General features: G+C 62.2%; 12 protein-coding genes. 2 read left to right on the forward strand and 10 right to left on the reverse strand.

Going from position 1 to position 16,586, the window contains the following annotated elements:
• Positions 1-6: 6 nt before the first annotated feature.
• The 5 genes from ATY75_RS00850 to ATY75_RS00870 are packed head-to-tail and all read right to left on the reverse strand — an operon-like array spanning position 7 to position 7,093.
• The gene (locus tag ATY75_RS00850; RefSeq protein ID WP_088936070.1) at positions 7-1,002 is read right to left on the reverse strand and encodes a sugar ABC transporter permease; all 996 of its coding nucleotides are present in this window, start codon (positions 1,000-1,002) and stop codon (positions 7-9) included.
• Between the two features lie 2 nt (positions 1,003-1,004).
• On the reverse strand, positions 1,005-2,111 hold the full coding sequence (gene ugpC / locus ATY75_RS00855; protein WP_088936071.1) for a sn-glycerol-3-phosphate ABC transporter ATP-binding protein UgpC: 1,107 nt from the start codon (positions 2,109-2,111) through the stop codon (positions 1,005-1,007).
• Positions 2,099-3,463 (reverse strand): glycoside hydrolase family 28 protein, encoded by a 1,365-nt coding sequence (locus ATY75_RS00860; protein WP_088936072.1) that lies wholly within the window; start codon positions 3,461-3,463, stop codon positions 2,099-2,101. Before ATY75_RS00860 ends, ugpC begins: the two co-directional genes overlap by 13 nt.
• On the reverse strand, positions 3,460-4,554 hold the full coding sequence (locus ATY75_RS00865; protein ID WP_088936073.1) for a glycoside hydrolase family 88 protein: 1,095 nt from the start codon (positions 4,552-4,554) through the stop codon (positions 3,460-3,462). Before ATY75_RS00865 ends, ATY75_RS00860 begins: the two co-directional genes overlap by 4 nt.
• A gap of 16 nt (positions 4,555-4,570) precedes the next feature.
• A complete protein-coding gene (locus tag ATY75_RS00870) occupies positions 4,571-7,093 on the reverse strand; it encodes a hypothetical protein (RefSeq protein ID WP_088936074.1) in 2,523 nt (840 codons plus the stop codon).
• Between the two features lie 191 nt (positions 7,094-7,284).
• Here ATY75_RS00870 and ATY75_RS00875 point away from each other — a divergent pair, with 191 nt between their 5' ends.
• Both ATY75_RS00875 and ATY75_RS00880 read left to right on the forward strand, forming a co-directional pair.
• A complete protein-coding gene (locus tag ATY75_RS00875) occupies positions 7,285-8,571 on the forward strand; it encodes an ABC transporter substrate-binding protein (protein WP_088936075.1) in 1,287 nt (428 codons plus the stop codon).
• A gap of 247 nt (positions 8,572-8,818) precedes the next feature.
• A complete protein-coding gene (locus ATY75_RS00880) occupies positions 8,819-10,081 on the forward strand; it encodes a DUF3422 domain-containing protein (RefSeq protein ID WP_088936076.1) in 1,263 nt (420 codons plus the stop codon).
• A gap of 55 nt (positions 10,082-10,136) precedes the next feature.
• Here the strand turns inward: ATY75_RS00880 and ATY75_RS00885 are convergent, their stop codons facing one another.
• The 5 genes from ATY75_RS00885 to ATY75_RS00910 form a co-directional block, all read right to left on the reverse strand.
• Positions 10,137-12,281 carry a methyl-accepting chemotaxis protein gene (locus ATY75_RS00885; protein WP_088936241.1) on the reverse strand — a complete coding sequence of 715 codons (2,145 nt, stop codon included), beginning with the start codon at positions 12,279-12,281 and terminating at the stop codon, positions 10,137-10,139.
• Positions 12,282-12,297: 16 nt separating this feature from the next.
• Entirely contained in the window at positions 12,298-13,227 is a 930-nt protein-coding gene (locus tag ATY75_RS00890) for a substrate-binding domain-containing protein (protein ID WP_088936077.1), read from the reverse strand.
• A gap of 198 nt (positions 13,228-13,425) precedes the next feature.
• Positions 13,426-14,310: a carbohydrate ABC transporter permease gene (locus ATY75_RS00900; RefSeq protein WP_064844544.1), complete on the reverse strand. Its 885-nt coding sequence runs from the start codon at positions 14,308-14,310 to the stop codon at positions 13,426-13,428.
• Complete coding sequence (locus ATY75_RS00905; protein ID WP_088936078.1) at positions 14,300-15,226, reverse strand: sugar ABC transporter permease; 927 nt, start codon at positions 15,224-15,226, stop codon at positions 14,300-14,302. The genes ATY75_RS00900 and ATY75_RS00905 overlap by 11 nt, the downstream gene beginning before the upstream one ends.
• Positions 15,227-15,322: 96 nt before the next feature.
• Positions 15,323-16,543 carry a sugar ABC transporter substrate-binding protein gene (locus tag ATY75_RS00910; RefSeq protein ID WP_088936079.1) on the reverse strand — a complete coding sequence of 407 codons (1,221 nt, stop codon included), beginning with the start codon at positions 16,541-16,543 and terminating at the stop codon, positions 15,323-15,325.
• Positions 16,544-16,586 lie beyond the last annotated feature (43 nt).

Below are 16,586 nucleotides of genomic sequence, written 5' to 3' on the forward strand. Positions count from 1 at the left end.
TTCATCTCAGGACTCCATTCGCTTGCCGAGGCGCAGCTGTATGAGGGTGAGAACCAGAAGCACCAGGCCCATGAGAACCGATGCGGCCGACGCCAGTCCGAACAGGCGGAGGTCGCTGCTGAAGGCCATCTGGTAGATATATTGGACGATGAAGCTGTTGGCCGTGCCGGGGCCGCCGCCATTCGTCAGAACCCAGGCCTCGTCGAAGATCTGCACGGACTTGATCATCAGAAGGATGAAGACGACGAGCAGGTTCGGAGCCAGCAGAGGCAGCGTGATCCTGAACAGGGTGCGGCGCGGCGAAGCGGCGTCGATGGAAGCGGCCTCGTAAAGTTCCTTCGGGATGGCCTGGAGGCCGGCAAGCAGGATGAGCGTGTAGAAGCCCATATGGAACCAGACCGACACCACGACGACGAAGAAGCGCGACCAGCCGACATCCAGCAGGAAAATCTCCGGCGGCACGCCGATCATCTGGAAGAAGGCGTTCAGCAGCCCGTTGCGATCGAGGAACCATTTCCAGATCAGGCCGATGACGACGGGCGACAGCAGGACGGGATAGAAGAACATCGCCCGGAAAAAGCCGCGCGCAAAGATCGCCCGATTGAGGATCAGCGCGGTGATCAAAGCCACCAGCAATGTCGCGACGACATTGAATCCCACAAACCAGAGCGTGTTCCACACCGCCGTCCAGAACAGCGATTCCTGGCAGGTTCCCGGCTGCAGATAATTGCCGCAGGAAAGCAGCGTGCGGAAATTGTCGAGGCCGACGAAAGGCCGCTCCGACACGAAAAGATTGGTGCCGCCGGTGAAGGCGTAGCCCACCGCGATCGCAATCGGAAGGAATGTGAAGATGGCGAAGAGAACGAGGTTCGGCGCCAGGAACAGCCACGGCATGCGCTTGCGGCCGAAAATGCGTTCGATCGCATTCATCGGAGCCTCGACCACCCTCATCGCCGTGTCGCCTGCCTGAGCCAGCAATGCCCCTGCCTTGAGCGCCGCCATGGTCAGCCCCTCCCCTGTCCGGGCCGCCTGAAAAAGGCGAGGCCGCTTTCGGGATCGAACAGATGGACACGTTCCGGAGCGGCATCGATCATGATCCGGTCGCCCTGAACAGGCGCGGAATGGCCGGCCTCGTGAATGATGATCTGCTCCTCCTGCCCCGCAAGATTGCCGTAGACATAGGTCTCGGTGCCGAGGCCCTCATGATACTGGACGATGAACGGCAGGCCCTGTTCGCTGGAGCGGGAAAAATGCGCCGGCCTTATGCCGGCAAGCACGTCCTGCCCGGCCGTGATGCCCTTGGGATCGACATCGCTGACGATCCTGCCGCCGCCGACGACATCGATAGCCACACCGCTCTCGCCGATGCTCGAGACCTTGCCCTTGATGATGTTCATGCGCGGCGAGCCGAGGAAGCCGGCGACGAAGAGATTGCGCGGGTGGTCGAAGAGTTCGAGCGGTGCGCCCACCTGCTCGACCCGCCCGGCACGCAGCACGACGATCTTGTCGGCCATGGTCATCGCCTCGACCTGGTCGTGCGTGACATAGATCATCGTCGTCTTGATCTCGCGATGCAGCTTGGTGATTTCGGCTCTGGTCTGGACGCGCAGCGCCGCATCGAGATTGGACAGCGGCTCGTCAAAGAGGAAAATATCAGGTTCACGCACGATCGCCCGGCCGATCGCCACGCGCTGGCGCTGACCACCGGAAAGCTGCTTCGGCCGCCGGTCGAGATAAGGTTCGATCGCCAGCATCCTGGCGGCTTCGGCAATCCGCGCCTCGATCTCGGCGCGTTTGAACTTGAGATTCTCAAGGCCGAAAGCGAGGTTCTTGCGCACGCTCATATGCGGATAGAGCGCGTAGGACTGGAAGACCATGGCGATTTTGCGTTCGGCCGGCGAAAGCGCGCTGACGTCGCGGCCGCCGATGGCGATCGCGCCCGAGGTGACCTCTTCGAGGCCGGCGATGACACGCAAAAGGGTCGACTTGCCGCATCCCGACGGACCGACGAAGACGACGAATTCCCCGTCCTTGATATCGAGCTCGACGTCGTGGAGGACTTTGACCGACCCATACGACTTGTTGACGTTGGAAAGTTTCAGTTCTGCCATGCCCCACTCCCATCAGGTGCCGCCGTTTCGAAGACGACGTCGATTGCGTTCCAGCCTTGCGGCAGCGGTGTCGGTCTTGTGATCCGCACCTCGTTCATCAATATGCCGGTGACATCAGCCACATAGACGGCGGGCATTCCGCCTGGATAATCCTGCAGGCCGATCACCCGGCCGTCCGCCCCACGCGTCCAGGCATTGGCGCGGCCGCCGCCGTCTGCCTTCGGAGCGAGATCGGCGTTGGTCGGGCGCAGGTCATAGGTCTGTCCAGTGCCGAGCAGGCCCGGCCGCTGTTCTATGCCGACGCGCCGCAGCCAGACATTGCGGATGCCTGCAGGTCCGGCAGCGATGACTGTGATCGCCCCTTCCATCTGCCCGGTCACGTCCTCGACGATGAGGTTCTCGATGGCGCCTGCAGGACGCTCGGTGACACGGTCGACGACATTGACTGTCAGCGCTTCGCCCGAGCCCCAGAAGCCATCGGGCGTTTCGCAGCACTCTATAGCGATCCGCGAAAACCTGACGTTCGATATCCGGCCGCCGTCGCGGGAGAAGATGCCGAGCCCCCGGTTGGAGGATGAAACGCTGCAATCCTCGAACACGACATTGGTGACGTCGCCGTGCGTTTCCGTGCCGATCTTCAGCGCGCAGCTGAGGCTCTGAACCGAGCATCGGCGGACAAGAATGTTCTCGCATCGGCCGATGGCGACACCATCAGGGCCGATGCTGGTCTTCAGGCAGATGCCATCGTCGGCTGTCGATATCGTGCAATCCTCGATGACGGCGCCGCGGCAGGCATCGAGCACGATGCCATCCGTGTTGGGAAGGCGACGGTCGTTGTCGATCGTCACGTTCCGGACCCTGACATCGGTGCAGTCGACGAAATGCAGCGTCCACATCGGCGAGCGGCTGATATGCAGCGCGCTGACCTCGACCTCGTCGCAGCCCTCGAAGACCACGACACGGGGGCGGAATTCGGCCGGGATGAAGGTCCCCACCGTCTCGTCGTCTCCAATGATGAAGCTCTCGCAACCGGCTTCGATGCGCCCTTCCCCTGTCAGGCTGATCCGCCGCGCGCCCTTGGCGACGATCATGCCGCGGTCCGACTTCTCGGCGATCACCGAAACAGCCGTATGCGCGTAAGCCGCATAGTCGGGAATAGGACGCAGGATCGCACCGGCGGCCAGATGCAGATCGACGCCGGAGCGAAGCCGGAGCCCCTGGCAGGCGTGAATGCCCGCCTGGAGTTCCAGGCGTCCGCCGCCGGAGGCCGAAAGACTGTCGATCGCCGCCTGCAGGCGCTCTGTGTTGTCGCCGTCGATCGCCTCAATCGCGACGAGGGAGGTTGAAGTCATTGGCGCTGGCCGCCTTCGAGAAAGACTTCCGTCAGCAGCAGCATGGTCAGCGCCTGGCCGTAAGGCGTCGGGATATTCGGGATGCGCCGGTAGAAATCGAGGTCGTGCCCCATCGGCGTGCCGTCCGAGACGCCGTGGACGACGCCTTCTTCGTCGATCTGCGCCAGCACCGCCGCAAGCGCGCGCTCGGCATGGGCCCTGTCGCTCTCGTCCAGAATGCCGGCATCGATGGCGCGCAGTATGCCATAGGCGATGCCTGCCGTGGCCGAGGTTTCCAGCGGCGAGGACGGATCGTCCAGCAACGTCGTGAACATCCCGTCGGGCCGCTGATAGGCCTTCAGCGAACGCACCTGGCTAACGAGAACGTTGGAAAGGAAGCGCTTGTCCTTCTCGCCAAGCGTCGGAACGAGATCGAAGAGCTCGGGAATGGCGACGGTGATCCAGGCATTCCCGCGCGCCCAGAAGGCATTGGCGAAATTATGCCGGCCGTTGAAGGTCCAGCCGTGATACCAGAGGCCGCTGACCGGATCGGAGAGATAGCGCGTGTGGATGACGAACTGATAGACGGCCTCGTCGATCCAGTCGCTGCGCTCGCAGAGCACGCCGGCCCGGGCGAGGAACAGGCAGGCCATGAACAGCGTATCGTCCCACAATTCGCCCTCATTCAGGCGCTCCTTGACGACGTGCTGAAAGCCGCCTTCCTCGGTCTTCGGCAATTCCTTGACGAGCCATTCGGCCCAGTCCTCGACGAGGGCGCGGAAGTCGGGACGGTCGACATGCTGGACGAGGATTGCCAGCGGCAGCATCGGCGCCGTGCTGTTGATCTGGCGCGGCGGCAGGCCGCGTTCGATCTGGCCGGCATACCAGGCGACAAGCTCCTGCAACGCCTTCTGATCGTTGGTGAAAATCGCGCGGCGCAAAAACCCGTAAAGGCCGACGCCGACTTCCCAGTCCCATTCGTCGAACTGGATCCCGGAGGTGGTGCTTCCGGTTACCAGACCTTCCTTGATGCCCCTGAGCCGGCTGAAAGCCGTCGCCACGCGATCGATCGTCGTCAGGAGCGCGGCGTTATCGACAGATGTTGTATTCATGCTGGAGACCTATGTTTCAGGAGTAGAATGGTCCGTCAGTGCCGGCACCAGAAGCGGCACTGTCGTGGGTGAGGATCGGGTGCGGCTGATCATGGGTGAACGGCCGGGGCTTGCCGGCGATCGAAAGACCGTCGGCATAGGAAAGAGAGAGCGCCGGGCCGCCCGGCGGCGTCAGGACGAGCTGCCGAAGTGCCGGATCGAAGCTAACCGTCGTCTGGCATAGACGTTCGAGGAAGGCCTTGAAGGCGTCGCCATTGCCGCATCCAACGATGGCAGCCCAGCCGCAGAGCGACCCGTAGGAGCGCGCCTCGCGGCCGGCGGTCGGCCCATCGGTAATCAGCTCCAGGCCGTTCGACGCCCAGAGAGCGGAAAATCCCCGGCCCGAACGGGCGAACAGCCATTTGTCTTCGACGATGAGATCGTCGAGGCCGTCGCGGCCGATATAGGCGTGCGTCCATGCATGCCGTGCATCGCCTGTGTCTTCGATCAGCAGGGCGACGTCGCGATGCTGGGCGACGCGCGGCAGGATGCCGTTGCCAGCCCAATAGGACGGCCTTTGATTTCCCCAGGGATCGTCCTCACCGGGATGATTGACCCACAACCTCGCCATCGGATGGCCGGCCAGCCTGACATCTAGGACATGCTGCTGGTGGCCCTTCCGGCCGGTCTTGTGATCGACGACCGTCGAAAGCTGCGCCGCCTCGTTCTTGAACAGCACGAGCTTTCCGCTCTCCAGCCCCTGGCTGTAGCGCGCCTCGACGTTTCTGCCTCTGGGAAGGGCCGCAAGCTCGATCAGATCGGCGGGCGGCTCGTAGCCGCCAGCGCAGAACATCGTCAGCGCCGCCACGCCGTTGTTGAGCCAACCGGTGCCGAAGGCGACCTGCGCGAAAGGCGCAAGCTCGGTCAGCGGGCCGGCGCGCAGTTCTTTGTCATAGGCGCGGCCCTGCGAACCGGCCGGAACGCCGGCCAGCGTATGAAGAGCGATCATGCGGAAGATAAGATCGATCTGACCGCGGGCGCGATCGGCGATGCCGGGCTCGGCCCAGCGCTCCAGCGCCAGCAGGCCGATGAAGTCGATCGGGTAATAGGCCGCTGAATTCCACTCCGCCAGGCCATGAGCCTCGACGCTGTCGAACCAGCGCCCGAGACGCTCGACGGCGAGTTCCGCCTGCTGCCGTCCGGTCCGTCCCGAAGCCGAGAACACCGCGTCTGGAAGCAGAAGGCCGGCCAGCAGTTGGCTGGTATGGAAGCAGAGCACGTGGTTCTCGCTCCAGAACCACATCGCGTCATTGCCCGGCTCATCGACCCAGTATCGGTAGGAGAGAACGGAACGGCGGATGCGTTCGACCGTCGCCCCGGGCATCCGATCGCCATAGGCGCCGAGCAGCCACAAAAGCGGCACCATGATGAAATCGGAGCAATCCTCCCGCGCATCGATCGAGGCGAGCGTCGCATCGACGATGCGGTCGAAGCTTTCATGGTCTCGATGGCCGGTTTCCATCATCGCGATGAGACGCCCGGCGCGATTGGCCCCGAAGCGGGCGCTGTATTCCAGGGCGTGGCGCTTGCGGGCGGAAAGCGAGGTCTCTTCAGGCAAGGGCGAAAGGCTGCTCATGAAAGCAGCATCGATGACGCGGGTGACCGAACCCGGCCCGGACCCGATCGTCATGTGGATGCCATGGTAGCCGTCGGCAATGCCGCAGACATCTTCGGCCGTCAGGCTGTTCTGATGGGCATGCAGGATCAGTTTCGAATGGGCGAGAACCGGCCGCTCGTGGCCATGGCCGATGACCTTGAGTTCCACCGGCAGGTCGCGCTCCGGCGCCGTGTCGAAGATGATCTCCAACGGCTGGTTGACGAAAACGTCGCGGGCCGGTCGCACGCCGCGTGAAAGAGCTTCCAGCTCGCGCACCTCGTCCTGATCAAGCGATACCGGCAGCAGCACTGAGAGTGACTCCTTGTCCAGCATTTCGAGCTCGAAGAACCAGGTCGTGTCGCGCTCGGCAAGGTCTTCGCTATGGACGAGGATCTCGTTGTCGCCGGCGTCGAGCGACAGCGTTATCTCGGTTGCGCTTTCCAGATTGCGCTTGAAGGGCTCGAAGCGCACCGCCTCCTGGCCGTTGACCCAAATGCGAACGCCGCCGCAGGTCTTGAGCGCGAGATTGAGCGTGCGCGGGGCTTCCGTCCTGAAGGTGCCCTTCAGCCATCGCCTGACATGTGTGGGCACATGCCAGAAGCTGGTAAACTCGACACGGCGGTTCGAGCCGGGAAGATAGAGGCTTTCGGTCGGCCAGGACGTGTCGGGCATGAGCGCCCGCCCGACCATGGTGGACCAGAAGGCCTTGCGGCACGGCAGGTCGCCGACATCGACGAAACCGTTGATGAAACGGTAGTTGACGCGATCTTCGGCGAGCGCCGGCTCGCCGGGAAAGTAGCTGGCGATGAGGGCCGAAACGGCCCATGCCGTTATCGTCTGGCCCTCGGCCACGCTGTAAGCCGGCGCCATATCGCCCGGCTGCTTGATGCTTTCCGTTTTCACAGATCGCCTCCTCCGCAATCCTATGAAAATATTTTCATTAGGTCATCTGGGTGCGTGATTTTTGAAAATTGCTCAAAAACATCGCTATTCGCGTAGAAAATAGCTTGACGGCACGAATGTCAAGTATATGAAATTTACATATCGATGGCCAAGGCCGCGATTGATGAAAATGTTTTCATGGGAGGATGAAAATGAAAACGTATCTTTCAGGGGCTTTCGCGCTGGCGCTTGCCACCGTCTCTTTTGCATGGTCCAGCGTGGCCATGGCCGAAACCCAGACGATCACCTTTCTCTTCACCGACGACGACCAGGCTTACGTCGAGCGAATGGAAGCGCTGAGCAAGGAATTCGAGACCGCGCATCCCGACATCAAGGTGAATTTCGTCTCGTCGGGTTATGATGCCGTCGCCAAGCAGCTGCCGGTGCAGCTCGCCGTCGGAGAAGGTCCCGATGTCGCCAAGATCACCGACTGGCAGCTGGCGCCCTACTATCTCGACATGCGCCCGCTGATGAAAGACCCGGACGGTTTCGCCAAACTGCACGGCGACAGCCTGAACACGCTTCGTTTCCCCGGCGTCAACGATCCGAACTCGATCAACGGCTATGTCGCGTCGCAGACCTTCAACCTGCCCTTCGTCAACAAGACGCTGTTCGAGCAGGCGAAAGAACCGCTTCCGAAGCCGACCGCCACGCTGAAGGACATCGTCGAAGCTTCCGCCCGCGTCGCCAAGGCGACCGGCGCGCAGATCCCCTTCACGATGGACCGCTCGGGCCACCGCTTCTCGGGTGCTGCCTTCTCCTACGGCTCGAACTACGTCAAGGACGGCAAGTTCTCATTCCCCGACGATGCCGCCAAGCGCTACATCACCGATCTCTACAACTGGACGAAGGACGGCTCTTTCCCCAAGGAAATGTGGGGTGCTGCCGGTGGAACCCAGTACAAGAACATGGGTGACGAGTTCGTCAACGGCAATGTCGTGACCTATATTGCCGGCAACTGGATGGTCAATCCGTTCCAGAAGAAGATCGGCGACGCCTTCGACTGGACGGCGATCAGCGCGCCCTGCGGCGATGCCGGTTGCTACGCCATGCCCGGCGGCACCGCGATCGTCGGCTTCAAGCGCACCAAGTACCCGCAGGCCGTGGCCTCCTTCATCGAGTTCCTCGGTTCCGAAAAGGTCCAGCGTGAAGTCGCCGAAAACTACGTCATCCTGACCGGCGCCGACATCAAGGACCCGCAGTACAAGCTCGAGAGCAAGAACGCCAAGGACGCCATGGCCGTCTTCCTCGCAAGCCGCGACAGCGCGCCGAAGGCCGCCCGCGACCTGGAACGCCTCAAGGGATCTTCCGCCATCTACCAGCTCATCGTCCAGCGCATGAGCCAGTTGATCGTCGGCGAACTTTCCCTCGACGATACGTTCAAGGCGATGAGCGCCGACGTCGACAAGGTGAACGTGGCCCTCGCCGCCAACAAGTAATCGGCCGCGCCTGCGCCCTCCGCAGAATGCGCGCTGCATCAGCCACGGCCTCGCAACGGGCCGTGGCTGATCGTTTTTTAGCCAACGCTCATACCTGATGCGAAGGCGTCGTGACACGAGCCTCCGGAGAGGCTATAGGCGTTGTCAGTCTGGGCCAGCCCCAGGCGCCATATCAAATTATCAAGAGCTGGCACCCGGTCGTTCCGCCGGCGACCCGCCACTGTCTACCGTCTAGAGGTGCGTCTCCATGCCGATGGGTTCCGAGCATCCGCTGCGCAGGGAGCTTCACAACGAGTTGCATGCCCGGCCGTCGCTGTATTTCGATGGCGACACCGATGTCTGGCATGTCGCTATCGTCGGCGAGAATGGCCCTCCTTCGCTGCCCGGTTCCCTGCCGGGATTGGAAGATGTCACCACGACCGGCGAGGGCAATCACGGCATCGGCCGCGTCGGCGACGGCCGGCTGAAATGGGAGGCCCATACCGAGTTCCTCACCCTCACCTTCGTCGTGCCGGCATCGGCCGAACCCGGCAGCAACCCGCCGGAAGCCTTTCGGACCTGCTGCAGCCAGATTGGCGGAAAGGTCATAGCGGCCGTACGCGTGCTGGTGCGTGACGAAAAGGATGGGCGCATCCTGGAAAAACCCAAGCTCGACTATGTCGCTTCGCGGGTCGGCGGCGGTGATGCCGAGGTGCATTCGAATTTTCGACTGACCGACAGCGGCTTCCTCGAGTTCCTGTTCTTCAACCGCAACCTCAACGCCTATCGCACCGGCCGCATGGTCCGGCGTTTCCTGGAAATCGAGACATATAGGATGATGGCGCTGCTTGCCTTGCCGATGGCGCGCGAGACCGTGTCGAAGCTTTCCGCCTTTGACCAGCGCCTCGACCTCCTGATCGTCCATATGCAGAGCGCCGTCAAAGTCGACAAGGCGCTGTTGTCCGAGGTGACGAGGCTCTCCTCCGATGTGCTCAACTTCTCGGCACTCGCCCGCCACCGCTTCGGCGCGACGAAAGCCTATGCCGAGATCGTGGCGAGCAGGCTGTCGGAGCTTCGAGAAGAGCGGGTCGAGCAAAGACAGAGGCTCGGCACCTTCATCGACCGGCGCTTCCAACCCGCTGTCCGCTCGGTCTATGCGGCAGAACGGCGGCTCGACGAACTGGCCGAACGCGTCAGCCTGGCCGGAGACCTGCTCAGAACCACCGTGCAGGTTCAGCTCGAAGATCAGAACGCCTCGCTGCTGACCTCGATGGAAGAGCGCGCGCGCATCCAGGTGCATATCCAGCAGGCGGTCGAAGGATTTTCGGTCATCGCCATCACCTACTATACCGTCGGCCTGGTGAAGATCTGCCTCGAAAGTATTTCCGCGCTGGGCATCGATCCGCACGTGACGAAGCTCGCCGTTCTCGGCGCTATCCCGCTCGTGTTCTTCGCCGTCTGGACCGCGGTCCGTCACGTGCGCCGAAGCATCGCCGGCGTGCCGCACGGTCCGTCAGCCGGAGGCCACTGACGCCACCGCCGCCCTGTCAAGGCGGCGGCGTTCTCTTGGCTGCGTTAGCAGTGGGTTACGACGCCATTGCGTAATGGCGATGGTCCGATGCCCGGGCGCTGCTCGTCCTGAAGCGGCGCAGCAACTCGGCGAGGCTTTCGGTTTCCTGCGTCAGGCTCTGGGCCGCCGCCGTGGTTTCTTCGACCATTGCGGCATTCTGCTGCGTCACCTTGTCCATCTGGTCGCCGGCGGCCGAGACCTCGCGCAGGCTCGTTGCCTGTTCGCGGGCGGCAACGGCGATCTCGGCGACGGTCGCGTTCATCGCGGTGACCTGCTCGACGATCTGTTCGAGCGAGAGGCCGGATTCGCCGACCAGCTCGACGCCGGTTTTGACCTGCGCCGAGGAGGTCGAGATCAGTTGCTTGATCTCTCTGGCCGCATTGGCGGAACGCTGGGCGAGCTCGCGGACTTCCTGGGCGACCACCGCAAAGCCCTTGCCGGCTTCACCGGCGCGCGCCGCTTCGACGCCGGCATTCAGCGCCAGGAGGTTGGTCTGGAAGGCGATTTCGTCGATGACGCTGATGATGTTGCCGATCTTCGACGACGAATTTTGAATCTCCGTCATCGCGTCGATGGCGCGGGCGACGATCTCGCCGCCCTTTTCGGCATTGGTGCGGGCCGTCGCCACGACAGCCTGGGCGCGGCCTGCGCCCTCCGCCGTGCCGTTGACGCCGCGGGTGACGTCGCCGAGTGCTGCAACCGTTTCTTCCAGGGACGCTGCCTGCTGCTCGGTGCGGCGGGCGAGATCGTTGGAGGCCGTGGAGATTTCTGCAAGGCCGGAGCGGATGGTGGCGACCGCGCGAATGACGGAGTCGACCGCTTCCTCAAGGCTCGCGACCGAATTGTTGAAATGATCGCGGATCCTGACATAGCGATGGTCGACTTCGCCGACGCGGACGGTGAGATCACCCTTCGACAGCGCATCGAGGCCGACGGAGATCTGCCGGAAGGCGTGTTCCATCACCTGCGCATCGGACAGCCGCTCGGCCTCCTGGCGCAGCCGCTCTTCTTCGGCGGCCAGGCGAGCCCGTTCGGCATTGGCTTCGGCGATCAGCTTGGCCCGGCCGGTCTCCTGGAAAACCTTCAGCGAACGCGCCATGGCGCCCAGTTCGTGGCGATGCTCGACACCCGTTATCGCAATTCCCTCCTCGCCGCGGGCAAGCTGCTCCATGGACTGGGCCATCTTGCGCACCGCCGAGGAAATCAGCCGGCCGACGAAATAGGAAAGCACGAGGCCGATGACGATCAGCAGCCCGCTGATGACGAGCGTCGTGCTGGTCGCGGAGGCAACCGTCGCGTCCACCGAACCATCCAGGTTCTTCTGCGCGCCAGTCACCGTTGCCTGCAAATCCGTGAACTCGCCTGATATCTTCGGCGCAAGCACGCCGAGCTGCGTCTGACGAATATTGCCGGAGGCCTGCAGCACCTCTTTCATGTCGCCGAGACGGGCGGTGTAGTTCTGCATGAGCTGGCCGGCGCCCATCAGGCGCTTCTTCTGCAGCTCGTTCTTGGCAGCCTTGGCGGCGGCATCATTGAGCGCCACGGCTTCGGCGAGAGCCGCCTGCGCCGTGTCGTAAGCCGCAAAATCGTTGGAATGGACGAAGCGTTCGGAGAAATAGAGGCTGCGGTTCAAGGCCTCCAGCGTCGCCGCCGTCATCTGCAGCAGCGCCACGTCGTTCTGGCGCCAGGCGCTGCGCACGACGTCATTGAGCGCGATACTGGTCCAGGGACCGAATTCGGTGACCTTGGAGATCAAGGTGTCGCGCCGGGCCTGCAGGGAGACGATCTGTTCGAAGGCCTTGCCGTAGGCGGCAATATCCTGGCGGATTTCTGCAAGCCCCGACTGCAGGTCCTTGTTGCCGGCAAAACGCGGATCGTCCGCCTCGAATGCCTTCACGCCGGCGCGGAAGGCGTCGACGACAGCCTGCGTCGGGGTCGAGCGGAAAGCCTCCGCCGACATCTGGATCTCGTGCAGCTGGTCGCTGTAGTCGGAGATGGCCAGACTCTGGCCAGCCGTGGCGCGGTAGGAGGCGAAGATCGAGGCAAGCCCGTTCATGCCGGAGATTGCGCTGACGGTGAGCAGGCTCATCAGCAGGATCAAAGGCACGAAGCCGGCGGTGATCTGCGCGCGGATGCCGAATTTATTCCAGAAATGCAACATCATAGGCCTCTTATGCTCACTGGCTCTTCGGCAGGTATTGGGCAATATTCTCAGGGGTGACGAGTTCGAAGGGAACGTTGTTTTCGCGCGGCACCTTCTCCTTTTTGATGAGCTTCATGGCGGCATCGACCGCAGCCGCGCCCTGCCCGACGGCGCTCTGCAGAACGGTGACATCGAGATCGCCCGCCACCATCGCGGCGAGCGCGTCGTCGGTCGCGTCGACGCCGCCGACGACGACGTCCTTCATCGGGATATTGGCTTTCTTCATGGCGCGGATCGCACCGAGCGCCATCTCGTCGTTGTTGGCGATCACAGCATCGAACTTGACGCCGGCCGCCAGCCATTCCTGCATCTGCTGATCGGCATAATCGCGCGACCAATAGGCCGCTTGCTGCTCGACGATCTCAAGGCCTTTGCATTCCGGCGTCGCGATGACATCGGATATATCCTGGGTGCGGGTGCGGGCGGCCACATGGAAGACCTCGCCCATCAGCACGACGACGCGGCCCTTGCCCTTGAGGAGAGAGCACACCTGCTTCGTCTCCAGCGTACCGGAGTCTTTCTCATTGGAGGCGACAACGACCTGATTGTCCGGCAAGTCCGAGAGATTGGAGGGCGTCGTATTGATGTAGATCAGCGGAATGCCGGCATCCGCGGCGATCTTGGTCATTTGCGGACCGAGATCGCCATCGGACAGCATCATGATAATGGCATCGACCTTGTCGGCAACGAACTGCTGAACCTGCTTCTTCTGCAGTTCATTGTCGCCATTGGCGTTCTGGGTGACAAGCTTGAGGCCTGATATCGTCTTCCCGTGCGAGACGACGCCGTTCACAAGCATCTGTCTGAACTTGTCGAGATTGGTCATCGAAACCCCGATCGTCTGTGCATTGGCAACAGAGACCGATATCGTCAAGGCGATGGATGCAAGCGTGGCCGTTTTCATGAATTCCCCTGCGCAATTCGATTTGGACGCGTTATTTCAAATTTTGGTTAAATTTTACTTTTCGTGAGGAAGCGAACGTTAAACACGAGGATATGATCTTGCGGCGCGGAAGCGCCTTCTTCGGCGGCGAGCAGCCGACCTTGACCGGCTTCGCCTCGAACTTCGCGCGATGCACTTAAATCTCTGTTTTTATGTAAACTATCTTCCGCCGAAGCCGGAGCTGACGGTGATGCCTCTATAGATCACCCTTTGCAGCACGATGGCCAGGACGACACCCGGCAGCATGGAGATCGTCGCGCCCGCCATGATGTAGTTCCACGCCGTGCCCTGCTGGGTCTGGAACAGAGTGAGCCCGAGCGGAAGCGTGGCTTTTTCCACCCCGCTGGTGGCGATCAACGGCCACAGGAAACTCTTCCACTGGGCGATGAAGGTGAAGAGCGACAAAAGACCGATCGCCGGCATGGCAAGCGGCACGATGACGGTGACGAGAATGCGCAGGCGCGAGGCACCGTCCATCATCGCCGCCTCGTCGAGATCCTTGGGAATGCCGAGGATGAACTGCCGCAGCAGGAAGGTGCCGAAGGAAGAGAAGGCGACCGGCAAGATCATGCCGTGATAGGTGTTGATCCAGCCGAGCTTGCTGACGACGAGGAAGAGCGGGATGACCAGCATCACCTGCGGGATCATCAGCGTGCTGAGATAGGTGAGCAGCAGTCCCTCGCGGCCGGGAAACCTGAGCCGGGCGAAGGCGTAGGCGGAAAGGCAGGACACTGCAATCACGATCGCCGTGACCCCGCAGGCGACGATGATGGAATTCAACAGGAAGGTGCCGAACGGCAGGGAGACCAGGGCTTCGACGAAGGTGCCCCACTGATATTCCTCGGGGAAGATGCGGACCGGCACGGCCATCACCTCGGCGTTGGAGCGCACCGCATTCGACACCATCCAGAAAAAGGGAAAGAGGAAAAGCAGCGCGATCAGCGAAAGTCCCGCATAACTCAAAAAGCTGCCGATGCGCCGCAGGATGCGACGCCGATCCGCCGAGACGGAATGCGGATGCCGTGAGGTCGGGTCAGTCGTCATAATGCACCCATTTGCGCTGCATGTGGAACTGGAGGATGGTGAGCGCCATGATCATGACGAACATCACCCAGGCGAGAGCGGAGGCATAACCCATCTGGAAGTTGGTGAAGCCCTTCTGGTAGATGGCAAAGCCGAGGGTCGCCGTCGCCGAGCCCGGGCCGCCGCGCGTCATGGCGAAGATTTCGTCGAAGACCTGCAGCGAGGTGATCGCCGTCATCACGGTCGCAAAGAAGACGGTCGGCGAGATCAGCGGCAGACGGATGCGCCAGAAGCGCTGCCAGGCGTTGGCGCCGTCGATCGTCGCCGCTTCGAGATAGTGCTTCGGCACCAGATCGAGGGCGGCGTTGAACATCACGACGTTGTAGCCGACATTGGCCCAGAGTGTGACGAGCACGACCGCCTGCATCGCCCAGCTCGAACTCAGCAGGAAATTCGGCAGGCCGAGGCCGAGCGCGCGGATGATGGTGTCGGCCAGTCCGTCCGGCGTGAAGATCAGCAGCCACACCACAGAGGCTGCGATCGTCGGGGTGAAGGTCGGCAGGAAGAAGATCACCCGGAAGATCGCCTTGCCGCGTTTCAGGCTGGATATCCACACAGCCAGAGTCAGCGAGACGATGATGTTTACAGCCAGATACTCGACAGCGAAGAACAGCGTGTTCCGCAAGATGGTGTAGAAGGCCGGATCGACGGTGAAGAGCTTGATATAATTCTGAAAACCGACGAAGGACGGCGTCGAGATCAGTTGCCAGTTGGTGAAGGAGAGCGCCAGCGACGCCAGGATCGGCAGGGCCATGAAGATCATGAAGCCGAGAAAGCTCGGCAGCAGGAACAGCATGGCCGTCTGCGTCTCAGGTTTCAGAAAGCGCCGCGGCCGGCCGGGCTGCAGGGGAATTTCGGCGACGGCGCTTTGCGACATATCTTCCTCCGTGCGCGGCAATCCTGCCGCGCTTTATGCCCTTGTTTTCACGCACGCCGTCATCGCAAATCCGCGCATATTTTTGCGTGACATGCTCTATTGCTGCGCGAGGCTCTGGATCGACTCCATCGTCTGCTTGGCGTCGGCGCTGCCGCCGAAGGCCGGCGGGAAATACTGGTTGAAGAGGTTTTCCACCGCCGCCCAGTTGTTGGTGATCACGTAGGGCACGGAATGCGCCAGGGAATAGTCGATCGCCTCGCCGCCATTGGTGATGTCCTTGGCCGCCACCTTGTACCAGGAGGATTGCGAGGCGGTGCGCGCCGGCAGCGCGCGGCCCTGTTCGGCAAGATATTGCAATGCCTCCGGGCTGGTCAGCACCTGGATCGCCTTCCAGGCCGCATCCTTGTTCTTACTCGTCGTGGCGATGCCGAAACCTGAGCCCGCCGTGACCGCCGTAAGCTCCGCCTCTCCACGCGGCAGGGAGGTGGAACCGATTTTGAACTTGACCTTGTCCTTCATGCCGATGATCGACCAGGGTCCGTCGACATACATGGCGACATTGCCCGAATAGAACCGGCCCTGGATGACCGTGCCGGCATCGGCGCTCGACGGCACCAGCGGCGCGACCTTGTCCTTGGCGGCAAAGCCGATCACCTTCTCGGCCGCCGCAATGGCGCCCGGATTGGTCAGGTCGAGCGCGCCTGAATCGTTGACATATTTATCGCCCCAGGCCGAGGCCAGAACCGAATAATTCTGCGGGGTGATGCCGAATCCGTATTTGCCGTCCTTGGTGAGCTTCTTGGCGGCATCGGTGAATTCGGCAAGCGTCCAGCCCGGTTTCGGCAACGGAATGCCGGCGGCTTCGAGCGCGTCCTGGTTATAATAGATGACCCAGGGGCCGACATCGTAGGGAAGGCCGTAAAGCTGCTTGTCGACGGACATGCCGCCGATGATCGAGGGGGTGAAAGCGCCGACGTCGAATTTGTCGGCCGCGATCCGGTCATTCAGAGGCTCAAGCAGCGAATAGAAATTCGGCATGCGCAGCGACTGCATGGAAACGATGTCGGCAAGCTGCCCCGACGCTGCCAACACCGGCAGCCTCGTCCAGTAGTCGACCCAGCCCGTCGTCGTCAGCGTCACCTTGATATCGGGATACTTGGCGGTGACCATATCGGCCAGGTGCTGCCAGCCCTTCGTATCGGCATCGGAACCGGTCCACATCTGCCAGGTCAGGGTCACCTGCTCGGCCGATGCGGTGGTTGCGAAAAGACTGCCGCCGATTGCGGCGAGCAAAAGCGTTTTCTTCAGAACCTTCATGGGTTTCTCCTCCCTCCATGACGCAATGGACACGCGGATGCGA

The sequence above is a fragment of the Rhizobium sp. N122 genome (assembly GCF_002211295.1).
In the GTDB taxonomy this organism is placed as follows: domain Bacteria; phylum Pseudomonadota; class Alphaproteobacteria; order Rhizobiales; family Rhizobiaceae; genus Rhizobium.

Bases quoted from the DNA above. Each gene is read 5' to 3' on its own strand.
- ATY75_RS00850 (WP_088936070.1), bottom strand. From the start codon at position 1,002: ATGGCGGCGCTCAAGGCAGGGGCATTGCTGGCTCAGGCAGGCGACACG.
- ugpC (WP_088936071.1), bottom strand. From the start codon at position 2,111: ATGGCAGAACTGAAACTTTCCAACGTCAACAAGTCGTATGGGTCGGTC.
- ATY75_RS00860 (WP_088936072.1), bottom strand. From the start codon at position 3,463: ATGACTTCAACCTCCCTCGTCGCGATTGAGGCGATCGACGGCGACAAC.
- ATY75_RS00865 (WP_088936073.1), bottom strand. From the start codon at position 4,554: ATGAATACAACATCTGTCGATAACGCCGCGCTCCTGACGACGATCGAT.
- ATY75_RS00875 (WP_088936075.1), top strand. From the start codon at position 7,285: ATGAAAACGTATCTTTCAGGGGCTTTCGCGCTGGCGCTTGCCACCGTC.
- ATY75_RS00880 (WP_088936076.1), top strand. From the start codon at position 8,819: ATGCCGATGGGTTCCGAGCATCCGCTGCGCAGGGAGCTTCACAACGAG.
- ATY75_RS00885 (WP_088936241.1), bottom strand. From the start codon at position 12,281: ATGTTGCATTTCTGGAATAAATTCGGCATCCGCGCGCAGATCACCGCC.
- ATY75_RS00890 (WP_088936077.1), bottom strand. From the start codon at position 13,227: ATGAAAACGGCCACGCTTGCATCCATCGCCTTGACGATATCGGTCTCT.
- ATY75_RS00900 (WP_064844544.1), bottom strand. From the start codon at position 14,310: ATGACGACTGACCCGACCTCACGGCATCCGCATTCCGTCTCGGCGGAT.
- ATY75_RS00905 (WP_088936078.1), bottom strand. From the start codon at position 15,226: ATGTCGCAAAGCGCCGTCGCCGAAATTCCCCTGCAGCCCGGCCGGCCG.
- ATY75_RS00910 (WP_088936079.1), bottom strand. From the start codon at position 16,543: ATGAAGGTTCTGAAGAAAACGCTTTTGCTCGCCGCAATCGGCGGCAGT.